Annotated in this window: 8 protein-coding genes and 4 pseudogenes; 7 read left to right on the top strand and 5 right to left on the bottom strand. The window is 69.3% G+C overall.

The window, feature by feature from the left end:
- The 4 genes and pseudogenes from DIZ27_RS42370 to DIZ27_RS42355 form a co-directional block, all read left to right on the top strand.
- Positions 1-222: ATP-binding protein (locus DIZ27_RS42370; RefSeq protein ID WP_146229115.1), on the top strand; the 222-nt coding region annotated here is incomplete at its 5' end.
- Between the two features lie 33 nt (positions 223-255).
- A pseudogene (locus tag DIZ27_RS42365) lies at positions 256-956 on the top strand (IS6 family transposase).
- A 347-nt stretch (positions 957-1,303) separates the two neighbouring features.
- Complete coding sequence (locus DIZ27_RS42360; RefSeq protein WP_109383632.1) at positions 1,304-2,611, top strand: acetyl-CoA carboxylase biotin carboxylase subunit family protein; 1,308 nt, start codon at positions 1,304-1,306, stop codon at positions 2,609-2,611.
- Between the two features lie 77 nt (positions 2,612-2,688).
- Entirely contained in the window at positions 2,689-4,737 is a 2,049-nt protein-coding gene (locus DIZ27_RS42355; protein WP_109383631.1) for a CocE/NonD family hydrolase, read from the top strand.
- Between the two features lie 207 nt (positions 4,738-4,944).
- Here DIZ27_RS42355 and DIZ27_RS42350 read toward each other — a convergent pair.
- A pseudogene (locus tag DIZ27_RS42350) lies at positions 4,945-5,596 on the bottom strand (IS6 family transposase); the annotation flags it as partial.
- A 217-nt stretch (positions 5,597-5,813) separates the two neighbouring features.
- Here DIZ27_RS42350 and DIZ27_RS42345 point away from each other — a divergent pair.
- Positions 5,814-7,337, top strand: a complete 1,524-nt coding sequence (locus tag DIZ27_RS42345) for a serine/threonine-protein kinase (RefSeq protein WP_109383630.1) — start codon at positions 5,814-5,816, stop codon at positions 7,335-7,337.
- A gap of 512 nt (positions 7,338-7,849) precedes the next feature.
- On the opposite strand, the gene DIZ27_RS42340 is transcribed toward DIZ27_RS42345, so the two are convergent.
- Entirely contained in the window at positions 7,850-8,269 is a 420-nt protein-coding gene (locus DIZ27_RS42340; RefSeq protein WP_109383629.1) for a hypothetical protein, read from the bottom strand.
- Between the two features lie 235 nt (positions 8,270-8,504).
- Here DIZ27_RS42340 and DIZ27_RS48155 point away from each other — a divergent pair.
- A pseudogene (locus DIZ27_RS48155) lies at positions 8,505-8,755 on the top strand (hypothetical protein); the annotation flags it as partial.
- A gap of 168 nt (positions 8,756-8,923) precedes the next feature.
- Here DIZ27_RS48155 and DIZ27_RS42330 read toward each other — a convergent pair.
- The 3 genes from DIZ27_RS42330 to DIZ27_RS42320 all read right to left on the bottom strand — a co-directional run bounded on the left by DIZ27_RS42330 (position 8,924) and on the right by DIZ27_RS42320 (position 11,192).
- Entirely contained in the window at positions 8,924-9,940 is a 1,017-nt protein-coding gene (locus DIZ27_RS42330) for a peptidoglycan-binding protein (RefSeq protein WP_109383628.1), read from the bottom strand.
- Between the two features lie 181 nt (positions 9,941-10,121).
- Positions 10,122-10,526: a YjfA family protein gene (locus tag DIZ27_RS42325; RefSeq protein ID WP_258308858.1), complete on the bottom strand. Its 405-nt coding sequence runs from the start codon at positions 10,524-10,526 to the stop codon at positions 10,122-10,124.
- A 72-nt stretch (positions 10,527-10,598) separates the two neighbouring features.
- Complete coding sequence (locus DIZ27_RS42320; protein ID WP_109383626.1) at positions 10,599-11,192, bottom strand: helix-turn-helix transcriptional regulator; 594 nt, start codon at positions 11,190-11,192, stop codon at positions 10,599-10,601.
- 272 nt (positions 11,193-11,464) lie between these two features.
- On the opposite strand from DIZ27_RS42320, the pseudogene DIZ27_RS42315 reads away from it, so the two are divergent.
- A pseudogene (locus DIZ27_RS42315) lies at positions 11,465-11,772 on the top strand (transposase); the annotation flags it as partial.
- Positions 11,773-12,257 lie beyond the last annotated feature (485 nt).

The following is a 12,257-nucleotide window of genomic DNA, read 5'->3' as shown; positions in this document are numbered from 1 at the left end:
GAGTGCTTGCACGTCGCCGTCCACGACTCCTCCACGGCGCTGCCCAGCCAGCGCGCCGCGAGCAGCGACCGCATCGGAGGGCGGGGGATGCTGCTGGTCGACGCCCTGACCGACGGCTGGGAAGCTCACCCCTGTCCCCACGGCAAGACGGTCACCGCTTGTTTCCGCCCGCCGACCGAGACTCAGGAGGGCACTGTCACGTTGGCTGATGGCGCGGGATGATTTTCGGGTTGGTCATGCTGGAGGGAGTCGCCCGTGGAGAGTGCGTCACCGTCGTACCAGGGGCATCGGTACCCGGCGGAGGTGATCGCGCACGCGGTATGGCTGTACTTCCGCTTCCCGCTCAGCTTCCGCGAGGGGGGGAGGTCATGCTCGAGCGCGGTGTGACCGTCTCCTACGAGACCCTCCGCCGCTGGTGCGCCACGTTCGGGCAGACCTACGCCGACGGCGGCGCAGGCCCGGGGACACGTGGCACCTGGACGAGGTCTTCGTGAGGGTCAACGGTAGTTGAAGTACCGGTGGCGGGCCGTCGACACCGACGGCACCGTGCCCGGCATCCTTCTCCAGGGCCGAAGGGACAAGGCCACGGCCCGGCGCTTCTTCCGCAACCTGCTCCAGAAGACCCGCCCGGTGCCGCGGGTGATCCTCACCGACAGGCTCCGCTGCCACGGTGCCGCCCACCGCGAGGTCATGCCATCGGTCGAGCACCGCAGTTCGAAGTACTTGAACCACAGGGCCGAGAACTCCCAGCAGCCGACGAGACAGCGCGCCCTGAAGGGCTTTTCGCAGCGTCGGTGGAGCGCAGCCGGTTTCTGTCCGCCTTCAGCGGCATCTCACCCCGCTTCCGGCCCCGCCGCCACCGGATGACCGCCACCGGATACCGCGCCGAGATGACCGTCCGCTTCGCCATCTGGGACCAGATCACCGGCGCCGTCGGCCGACCTGCCGAGGCCTGAACACCGGCCCTCACCACGCCCCGACGCGCCATCAGACACTCACACGCCCAACAACGTGACAGCGCGCCTTCGAGCTTTCGGCATCTCGAAGATCAGCCGGTGACCGTTCTCGTATCCGGATACTCACTCCGAAGCCGGACCAAACACCCGGATCGGGTGGGAACCCGTACGCCACTTCCCAGGACGCAACCTGCGTGCCAGGCGTCGCCCGCCGGGCGAGGAGTGTGAAGACGGGCCTACCGGGGGGACGCGTGCCGACTGCAGGCGGCCATTTTGATTGCCGGCGTCTCCCGGGGTTAGACGACAACGCGAGTCACAACCAGCGTGAGTCGACCGGAAGAGGAGCCGTGGAGAAGAAGAACATCTTTGTGATCGGTCTTGAGGAGTCCAACCTCCCGACGCTGCACGAGGTGCCGGATGCCCAGTCGCTGCGGTTCCATCAGCTGCTCACCATTGAGGAGCTTCAGGCCGGAGAGGTCTCCCTGGACGGTCTGATCAAGAAGGCCGAAGGGGTGCTCGACGCCTTCGAGGAGAGCATCGACGCGATCGTCGGTTACTGGGATTTCCCCGTGAGCACCCTCGTCCCGATACTGGCCGAACGGTACGGGACCCGCAGCACAAGCCTGGAGTCCGTCGTCAAGTGCGAGCACAAGTACTGGAGCCGGCTGGAGCAGCAGAAGGTCACCGACAGGCATCCGCGCTTCGGCATGGTCGATCTGGAGTCCGACGATCCCGTGCCACCGGACGGCGTGACCTTCCCGATGTGGCTCAAGCCCGCGCTGGCGTATTCGTCGGAGCTGGCTTTCGGCGTGAAGGACCAAGAGGAGTTCCGTGCGGCCGTCGAGGAGATCCGCTCGGGCATCGCCCGCGTGGGGCGGCCCTTCGAAGACATCCTTGCCCGCCTCGACCTGCCGCCCGAGATGGAGGGCGTGGGCGGTCAGGTCTGCCTGGCCGAGGAGGCCATCGAGGGCGTCCAGGTGGCGGTTGAGGGATATGTCGACCGGGGCGAGGTCACGGTCTACGGCGTGCTGGACTCCATCAACTACCCGGACTCGTCCAGCTTCCTGCGCCACCAGTACCCGTCCATGCTCCCCGAGTCCGTGCAGCGCAGGCTGCATGAGGTGACCGGGCGGGTGATGCGGCAGATAGGCATGGAGGCGGCGACCTTCAGCATCGAGTACTTCTACGATCCGCGGCAGGACGAGATCAACCTGCTGGAGATCAACCCCCGGCACTCCCAGTCGCACGCGGAGATGTTCCACTACGTCGACGCCGTCCCCAATCACCACAGCATGATCGCCCTCGCTCTGGGCCGGGACCCCGCGCTGCCGCACCGCGCCGGCCGCTATGCGATGGCGGCGAAGTGGTACTACCGCTGGTTCGCGGACGGCACCGTGCACGACGTACCGACGCCGCAGGACATCGCGCGCGTGGAGCGGGAGATTCCGGGCGTACGTATCGACATGGTGCCCGCCGAGGGGCAGCGGTTGTCCGAGTCCCCCGGCCAGGACAGCTACAGCTACGAAGTCGCCCACATCTTCACCGGCGGTGACAGCGAAAGGGACCTGCGGGAGAAGTTCGACCGCTGCGTGGCCGCGCTGGGCCTGACCTTCGACGAGACGCGCCCCGGCGCACGGGGCGAGAAGAGCCCCTGACCGCCGGAGCCCGCCGGGACCGGCCCCAGCCGCTTCTCACCGGGGCCACACCATGAGGAAAGGAGAGACCCGACCGCATGCGCTACGTGACCAACCTCCCCTCGGCGACGAAGGAAGAAGAACACGTCGTCATCCCCATGTCCGACGGCACCCGGTTGTCGGCACGCATCTGGCGCCCCGTCTCGTCCGACGACGAACCGGTGCCCGCCATCCTCGAATACATCCCGTACCGCAAGCGCGACCTGACGGCCGTGCGCGACTCCATGCACCACCCCTACCTCGCCGGCCACGGCTACGCCTGTGTCCGCGTCGACCTGCGCGGCACCGGTGACTCCGAGGGAGTGCTGAAGGACGAGTACCTGGAGCAGGAGCAGCGCGACGCGGAGGACATCCTCGCCTGGATCGCCGACCAGCCCTGGTGCGACGGCGCCACCGGCATGATGGGTCTGTCCTGGGGCGCGTTCGCGGCGCTCCAGGTAGCGGCCCGGCAGCCGCCGAGCCTGCGGGCGATCGTCATCGCGTCCTTCACCGACGACCGCTACGCCGACGACATGCACTACATGGGCGGCGCCATGCTGTCCGACAATCTGGCCGAGGCGGGCACCATGTTCGCCTATGCCACCTGTCCGCCCGATCCGGCCGTGGTCGGGGAGCGCTGGCGCGAGATGTGGCACGAACGGCTGGAGGGCACCCGCCCATGGGTGGTGGAGTGGCTGCGTCACCAGCGGCGCGACGAGTACTGGCGGCACGCCTCGGTCTGTGAGGACTACGGGGCTGTGCGCTGCCCGGTGCTCGCGTCCAGTGGGTGGGCCGACGGGTACTCGAACGCCGTGATGCGGCTGCTCGGCCGTCTCGATGTACCGCGCAAGGGGCTGATCGGGCCCTGGTCGCACAAGTTCCCGCACCTGGGCGAGCCCGGCCCGGCCATCGGCTACCTCCAGGAAGTCGTGCGCTGGTGGGACCACTGGCTCAAGGGAGCCGACAACGGCGTCATGGACGGCCCGATGCTCCAAACCTGGATGCAGGAAAGCGTGCCGCCCTCGACGTCGTACGAGGAACGGCCGGGCCGTTGGGTCGGCGAGCCGAGCTGGCCGTCGCCGAACGTCGAGCGCGTGACGTACCCGCTCACTCGGCACCGCATCGGAGCGCCGGACGCCACTGCGGCGAAGTCTGCGGGCGGCGACGGCGAGAGGGAGCCGATGACGGTGCAGTCCCCGCTGTCCGTCGGACAGTTCGCGGGCAAGTGGGCGTCGTACAACGCGCCTCCGGACCTCCCGTACGACCAGCGTGAGGAGGACGGCGGCTCGCTGGTGTTCGACACCGAACCGCTCACCGAACCGGTGGAGATCCTGGGCCCTGTCACCGTCGAACTGGATCTGTCCGTCAGCGAGCCGGTCGCGACGGTCGCCGCGAGGCTGTCCGACGTGGCGCCGGACGGCAGTGCCACCCGTGTCTCGTACGGTCTCCTGAACCTCACCCGGCTCGACGGCAGGGATGCCCCTGAGGCGCTGGAGCCCGCCCGCCGCTACCGAGCCACCGTCGACCTCAATGCGGTGGCGCAGTCCTTTCCGCGCGGGCACCGCATCCGGCTGTCGCTCTCCACGTCGTACTGGCCCCTGGCCTGGCCGCCGCCTCGGCCGGTGCTGCTGAGCGTGTACGAGGGCGCCAGCACGCTCACGCTGCCGGTCCGTCCCGCGACCGCGCCCGACGGGCTGCCACGGAACGCGTTCGGCGAGCCGGAGAGCACCCCGCCGCTGGCCGCCACTCAGCTGACGGACCCGGAGGAGCGTTGGCTGGTCACGCGTGACCTCGTCGGATACAACGCCGAGCTGGAGATCGTCAAGGACCGGGGTCTGGTCCGCATCGAGGACATCGGCCTGGAGGTCGGCCGCCGGGCCTGCGAACGCTACGCCTCCGTTGCCGAGGACTTCACGTCCGCCACCGGTGAGTCCACCTGGACCATGCGCTTCCGGCGCGACGACTGGGATGTGCGGGTGGAGACGCACACCCGGCTCACGTGCGACGAGACACAGTTCTTCGTGGACGCCACCCTCGACGGATACGAGGGCGGGCGCCGCGTGTTCTCCCGCACGTGGAACGAGACCGTTCCACGCGACCTCCTCTGACCTGCGGGCCGAGAGGGAGCGAGCAGGCGTCGCCGGTGGCCGGGGTAAGGAGGTGGCGCCGCCGGTGGCGCACGCGTCGTCCGCCTTCCAGCAGCGGGTCACGGCAATGCGGTCCGCGGGCGTTGTCACGTTGGTGGGGTGTTGATCGATTGAGGGCGCGTCAGGGCGAGGGGCCGGGCGGGGCCTGGGTCCCACTGCGGTGGGCGGGGCGGTCATCAGGCGGCGGCGTGGCCTGAAATGCGGTGAGATGCCGCTGAAGGCGGACAGGAGCCGCTGGGCTCCGCCGGTACTGCGGAAGCCCTTCATCGCCCGTTCGCGCTGCCGGGTGGGCTGGTGCGAATTCTCGGCCCGGTTGTTCAGGCCCTTATGGGAGCGGTGCTCGACCGAGCGCATCAGCTCCCGGCGGGCCACGCCGTAGGAGCGGAGCCTGTCGGTGACCAGCACCCGGGGCACCCGGCGCTGCTTCTTCATCGGCTTGGCCAGGAACCGCTGGGCGGCCCTGGCGTCGCGCCTCGACTGGAGCAGGAGGCCCAGCACGTTGCCGTGCCGGTCCACCGCCCGCCACAGGTAGTGCCGCACTCCGCTGATCTTCACGAACACCTCGTCGAGATGCCACGTGTCCCCCGGGTCTGCGGCGGCGCAGGCCGTCGACGTAGGCCTGCCCGAGCTTCAGGCACCACCGCCGGACGCTCTCGTAGGACACGATCACGCCATGGGCGAGCATCAGCTCCTCGACCTCGCGGAAGCCGAGCGGGAAGCAAAAGTACCACCACACGCAGTAGGAGACGATCTCCATCGGGTACCGGCGCCCCTGGTACCACAGCGGCACGGACGACACCAACAACCCCCGACACGGCATGATCGACACGAAGACCCTCCCACACCGTCAGCCGACGTGACAGTGCCCGGCGGGCGCCGGTGTTCGCCTCGCGAAGTGCCCTCGCGGTGCCGTACCGGGGTATTCCAGCTCTTGGTGGGTACCCGCGTCCGGCGGCGCGCCGACCACGGCTCGCCAGGAGCATGCGCACCTCAACGCAGCAGGAGAGGGAATGAGGCTTCGTGAGTCGGCTCGGGCCATGGCTTCCCGGTGTTCCGCCGAGGTACTGAGCGGCCGGTACCGTCTGGACGATCTCCTTGGTTCGGGCGGCGCCGCGGATGTCTACCGAGGTTTCGATCTGCGATTGAAACGACCGGTGGCGGTCAAGGTCTTCCGGCCCGACACCGGCATCGACGTCGAGGAGAACCTGCACAGCGAAGCAGTGATCCTGGCCCGGTTGCACCACCCCGGGCTTGTCACCGCCTACGACGCCGGGCAGCACAACGGACGTGTCTTCCTGGTCATGCAGCTGATCGAAGGCGACACACTGAAAAACCGCATCGCCCAGGGCCCGCTGCCACCCCAAGCGACTGCCGCACTCGGCGTCGGCCTGGCCCACGCGCTGGCGCACGCACACGAAGCGGGAATCGTCCACCGAGACGTCAAACCGTCCAACATCCTCCTGGACGCTTCCCACCGCCCCTACCTGACCGACTTCGGCATCTCCCGACTGCTGGATGCCACCACCCGCACCGCCACCGGCACGCTCATCGGCACCGCCGCCTACCTCTCCCCCGAGCAGGTCCTCGGCCAGTCCGTCGGCCGGCCCGCCGACGTGTACGCCCTCGGCCTGGTGCTCCTCGAATGCCTCACGGGCAGGCTCGAGTACGACGGCGGCCCCCTCGAAGCCGCGATCGCACGACTGCACCGCCAACCCGCCCTGCCCCCCTGCCTGCCGGAACAACTGGACGTCCTGCTGCGGGACATGACAGCCCTGGACGAGCAGAACCGCCCGACGGCCCGCGACTGCGCCCGCACCCTGGCGGCATTGGCCGAGACAGCACGTCTTGAAGCCGGTCCGTCGGCGCACGCCACGAGCCTCATCACCGGCCCCGGGCCCTCGCAGACGACCGACCGCACGCACATCAACCCGCTGCCCGACAAGGATCAGGCTGCTTCCCGCACCACGCCCTCGCGGGGGCGCACCCTCGTGGCCGGCGCGACCGTGGCACTCGCCGCTGTCATGGCAACCGCCTTCGCCGTCACCGACGACTCCGCCCCACCAGCCGATGACCGAAGCGCGCCCAGCGCCACCAGTGCCCCCACCGGAAAGCCGGATCCTCCTGGCAGCGCGGGGCAGAAAAAGGCGGCCAGGACGTCTACGGCGTCCTCCTCCGACCCCAGCACCGCTGCCGGCACACCCCCCGACTCGGCTCCTCCTGGCAGCGCAGGGCAGAAGGAGGCGGCCAGGACGTCTGCGGCGGCGTCCTCCTCCGACCCCAGCACCGCTGCCGGCACACCCCCCGACCACGCACCGGGACAAAGCTCCGGCCACACTTCCCCCGGCCCGAACCACGGCTCCGCCGACGAGGCAGCCACACCCGGCTCTGCAGCCACGACGGCACAAACCACACCGAGCGGCACGGACACACCCGTGACGGCAACGCCGGGCGACGCGGCGACCGAGACCCCGCACCGACCGCCCGGCCAGGCAAAGAAGACAGAAAAGGCCGAGAGTGAGGCGCAGCAGGGGGAAACCGAGAAGACGGCCACGGAACGCTGACGGTGCGAGCGGAATGCCGGCTGACTTCGTCGAACCTCGAGCAGTCTCCGGCAGCCCGACCTGCCCAGGAGCGGGCAGGCGCCCGCCCGTATCCATGCGTGGCTCCGCCCCGTCAAGGAAGTGCGCCATGTCCTGGACGTGGCGGGCTTCATCGTCGTCGACGACGAGCCGAGACGGCCAGAGCGCACCGCGAGCGCCGCGGAGGACCGCCCACGGCGAGAGTCTCATCGGCAGCATCCGGCGTGCGGCCCTCGAGCACATCCTCCTCAGGGGCGAGGCCCACGCCCGACAGGTCCGGCCCCCTACCAGAAGCACCACACCGCACACCGGCCCCCCCGAACCCCGCCGTCGGCCGCCGCCCGACCCGGCCCGACAGCCCGCCACCGTGCACGCCCCCGGTACACGCGGACCCCTGCGCCCCCGCGTCCTCGGCGGCATCGTCAACGAGTACCGCTAAGCGGCCTGAGCCACAGCGATGGCTTTCCGAGCCCCACAGGGTCTGCGGGCTTTGCTCAGCGCATACCGGTCGTCGCAGTGCTGTAGGCGTACAGGGCGACGACGCCGACCACACAGGCGAGGACCATCCAGGAGGCGAGGCTCATCCGTTTCCCCTTCCGCCCGGGCCGTTTCGGCTTCCCGGACCGCTGGGTCCGGCCGGGAGCCGCCGGGGCGGGCGGTGCGGCGTCGGCGGCGGTCTCGGCGAGCAGGCGGCGGCAGGCCGTGGCCAGCTCGCCGGTGCCGGCCTGGAGCGGTACGACCGTCTCCGAACGCGCCGGAGCGGTGGTGCCGCCGTCGAGGATACGGCCCGCCCGGAGCAGGATTTCGTCCCTGCGGCCCGAGGGGGCCAGACTGATCCAGCGCTGCACATGCTCTCCGCGGATGACCACTCCCCCGGCCCGGTCCCGGTACACGGTGTGCCGACGCCAGAGCATGTCTGCCAACTGCGTTGCGGTTTGTCTCAGTTGGGCGCTCAAGACCCGTCCCCCAGAGCCGTACGGTCAATCGAACGGGAATCGTACTCCAGGGTCTCTGTTCGCTCGGGGCGGCCCCGGGACGGGGTGATGCGGTCCGTGGCGGCAGGGGAACACGGAGCGGTGCCGGGGCCGTGGCGGGCCGGCAGGGCCCCGGGCGGATGGCCGTGTTCGCGGCCGCAGCCGGTCGGGGCGAGAACTCCGTGCCCAGCGGATACGCCGAGGCGTCCACCAGACGGTTCACGCTCTGGAGCAGGACATCCGCGACTGGATCGCCGCCTGGAACAGCGATCCAAGCCGTACGTCTGGACGAAGACCGCCGATGAGATCCTCGAACGCCTCGCTGCATATTTGAACAGAATTCCTGACTCGGGAGACTCTTGGGCTGCTCATAAGTCAGGTTGGAAAAGGTTTCCTGTCCGGCCGCGGGGCTGGTCGATCGGCTGACTCAACGGCTCCTGGGCTTGTCCCTCACCTGGCCGGTCGGGATGCCCGACGGACGCTGTCGTGACACGTTCTGGTTTTCCACGGCGAACGGCAAAGTGGCGCTGTTCCACGGCATCCTGTCCCGGACGAGCAGGGTGCTCGCCCGGGCAGTCACCCCTTCGGTTTGGATCAGCGGGGCCAGGCGCAGTGCACGTGGCGGCTGTGGCCGGCGTTCCCGGGGCCGAGGACTTCCTTCGCGCCGAGCTTGCGGCAGGCCGCCATCAGGGCCTGATGCGGGGCGCGGTCACCGACGTGACGCCCGTTGATGTAGTTGATGTCGAAGCCGAGACCGGCGTAGTGCTTGGAGTTCTTGCTGTGGTCTCCGCCGACGATCTCGGACACCGAGATCCGGTAGCCGTACTGGGTGCGCAGCTTCAGCAGCCCGTTGAGCATCCGGGTGTCGAGGGCGACCCTCCGGTTGGGCTTGTCACTCCAGGGGCTGGTGAGGGCACCCTTGCCGTTGGCTGTGTCGATGATGTTCTGCTTGGCAGTCGATCCGGCGTGGCGGCCGCCGGGGTGGACGGTGGCCAGGGAGATGCCGCCGGTGTTGAGGATCTGCTTGGCGAGCGCGGCGCGGTTGCCGGACGGAGCGCCCGCTCCGGTGGCGAGGAGCGCGGCCCAGGTCCGCCGGCCGACGATCCCGTCGGCGGTGAGGCCCCTGGCCTTCTGGAATGCCTTGACCTTCGCCGTGACGGCCGCGGAGAAGGCACCGTCCACGGTCACGGCCTGTCCCCGCGCCTTCAAGAGGGTCTGGAGGGCCTTCACCGCCGAGCCTCGCGTGCCTTCCCGCAGGGTGGGGACGAGTTTGCTCCAGGTGCCCGAGCCCACGATGCCGTCCGCGGTCAGCTTCTGGGCTCGCTGGAACGCCTTGACGGCGCGGGTGGTGGCCGAGCCGAACGCCCCGTCTGCGGGGAGGGAGTGTCCGCGGGCGGTCAGCAGGTGCTGGAGCGCGGCGACCTCCGGGCCCTTGGCCCCGGCCTTCAGGGTCGGCCAGGCCATGGCCGCTGCCCGCACCTGGGTGGCGGTGGCGGCAGCGGGTGCGGCGCCGGCGGGTGCGGAGCTCAGAGCTGTGCCGGTGAGCGCGGCCAGGGCGATGACCGCGGTGGTCAGACGTACGGCCTTCGGACGTGTGATGGTCCTGGGCATGCGTGACTCCTTGGCTGAAAAGGGATGGTTTCGGTGCGCTCGAGCGCAGGCGGGAACAGGCCCCCGAGGGGGCGTGATGTGAGGGGGCTTCCGCTCGGCGGCTGTGAACCACACTGCACGACGTCGCGCGGCTTCAGCGGGCTTTCGGGGCTCTGCCCTTGATTCACCTATGCACCGTCCGCTATGCACGTCGCTGAACAGCGGTGATGCACCGCTCTCGGATGCGGGGGCATCTCGCGCGTTCTGCCGGTACGGGCTGGCCGAGGCCCGGTGTCGGAGCCGTACTGGTGGTCGCGGGCTTCGTGGCGCAGACCTCGCCGCGGGGGGTGCGGGCGCATGCTGCGGCGTCGGGGTTCCGGGCTTCGACCATGGTGGTGTGGGCGTCGCGGCCCCACTGCTGGGTGTAGGGGCGGGAACGGCCCGCGTTGTTGGTGACCCGGACGACGTCGCCCTGCGAGGTGCCGCTCATCTCGGCCCAGGCGGCCTGGCACGTCGAGCTGAACCGCAACTCGACGAGGACGCTGTGGGCGGTGCCGGTGCAGTAGGTGGCTGCGTCCTCCTTGCAGATGGCGTACTTCGGGTCGATGCCGAAGCAGGACTCGTCGCGGCAGTGCGCTGTCGGGATGGGCCCAGCGGTGAGGGATTGCGTGGGCGTCGCCTAACGGGCGGGTGTCTCCCCCTCCTCCCGTCCGTCTCCTCCTTTGAGTGTTGCTGCCGCGGTGAGCACGGCGGCGCCGACGGCGACGGCCGACGCGAACAGGATCCACGGCCGTCTCGACCTGGAACCGGCAGGGCTCGTGTCCTGGCCTGACACCGGAGCCGTCACGGGCAAGGAACTGTCCGGGGCCCTCTCGGACAAGGCCCCCTCCGAAGCCGTGTGCAGGGAGCCGTCCGGAGCCGTCACGCACGGGGAGCCCTCCCAGCCCTGGGGTGGAGGCAGTGCCAGAACCCGGCCCGGTGACGTCGAAGCCCTCGCCTTGCCGTGCAGTGCGAGCGCCTGTGCCAGTTCCTCCGGTGCGCGGCCCAGCGCCTCGTGCATCGCACGGATCAGGTCGGGCCGGACGAGGGTGGGGCGGGTGCGGTTCAGATACCGTGACAGCATCTCCTGGCTGGTCCGCACACCCCGCTGTGTGATCCGCCGCGCCAGAGCCTCCTGCGTGATCTTGCCGGGGTCCTGCTCCCACCAGCTCCTCAAGAGCTGCGCGAGTTGCTGTTTCGCCGTCTTCGCAGACTCGTGACCTTCAACGCCCATTGCTGTGTTCTCCCTGGACTTCTCGCATAAGCCCTGATCAGCAGGCTTGTAAGAAATACCGCCTGTGCATGAATCAGCTGACGGGCCGAAAGTGTAGGACGCGGTTGATTCACCACTGCATTGTTGAGCCATCCCCCCATCCCGGTCATTCGGCCACCTCTTCGAAGGAGACAACTGTGTCCAGGCATGCACGCAGCCGCCGCGTTTGAGGCTGATCCTTTGGAGCGGACACCCTGACAATGGATCTTGACGGTCCAGGGAGGGATGTCCAGGTGGGACGCAAGTCTCCGTATCCGGAGGAGTTCAGGAAGGACGCCGTCGCGCTCTATCGCGCCGCGGGCGGTAAGCGCACGTGTGCGGCGGTGGCTGCTGACCTCGGTATCACCGCAGAGTCACTGCGGACGTGGGTCCGCAAGGACCAGTCCCAGGCAGCGCCCGAACACCGCGGCACCGGCTTGAGCGCGGCGGAGGAACCGGCCAGGCTGCGGGCCGAGAACGCCCGGCTGCTGAAGGCGGAGAAGGAGTGGCAACTGGAGCGCGAGATCCTTCGCCGGGCAGCCGCCTATTTCGCCAGGGAGGTGTGCGCCGTGAGGTGCTGATGGTCCGTACGGAGGTGAGAGACCTGCGTCAACTGCCCTGTCGTGGCGGGGTGGTGAAGCTGAGGGCAGCCTGATCTGGGTGATGCCGAGGAGGGTGGCAAGCGGCCCTGACAAAGCCGGGACGTGCCAGCACTGCCAGATGGTGCGGGTCCGGCGAGCGAGGTGGAAAGGAGTACGCGAGGAACCGTCGTCATTACGTCCCTCAATGCGAGACCGGCTCGAACCTGGCGGATCTGGGCCGGGAGCGGTGCGCAACCGCCGCCGAAGGCGGCGGGGAACTCCTTGGGTGGTTTGTCTCTGCTGTCCGGGAGGCCATGGGGAAGGCCCACGGCGTACTCATGGCGATGCCGCAGGGATGCAGACGGGCTCCTCCTCCACCGAGCGGACCACAGTGAACACGGGAACCATCCGGTTTCAATTCCCGTAGGCGGGCCTCCAGTTCGTGGAGCGGGATAGGCGCATCGAC

Origin of the sequence: Streptomyces sp. NWU339, assembly GCF_003143855.1 — a bacterium.
GTDB lineage: Bacteria > Actinomycetota > Actinomycetes > Streptomycetales > Streptomycetaceae > Streptomyces.
This window is presented reverse-complemented; position numbering and strand designations above follow the sequence as displayed.

What these genes read in the sequence shown, in the direction of transcription:
- DIZ27_RS42355 (WP_109383631.1), top strand. Translation starts at nt 2,689, where the DNA reads ATGCGCTACGTGACCAACCTCCCCTCGGCGACGAAGGAAGAAGAACAC.
- DIZ27_RS42345 (WP_109383630.1), top strand. Translation starts at nt 5,814, where the DNA reads ATGGCTTCCCGGTGTTCCGCCGAGGTACTGAGCGGCCGGTACCGTCTG.
- DIZ27_RS42340 (WP_109383629.1), bottom strand. Translation starts at nt 8,269, where the DNA reads ATGCTCTGGCGTCGGCACACCGTGTACCGGGACCGGGCCGGGGGAGTG.
- DIZ27_RS42330 (WP_109383628.1), bottom strand. Translation starts at nt 9,940, where the DNA reads ATGCCCAGGACCATCACACGTCCGAAGGCCGTACGTCTGACCACCGCG.
- DIZ27_RS42320 (WP_109383626.1), bottom strand. Translation starts at nt 11,192, where the DNA reads ATGGGCGTTGAAGGTCACGAGTCTGCGAAGACGGCGAAACAGCAACTC.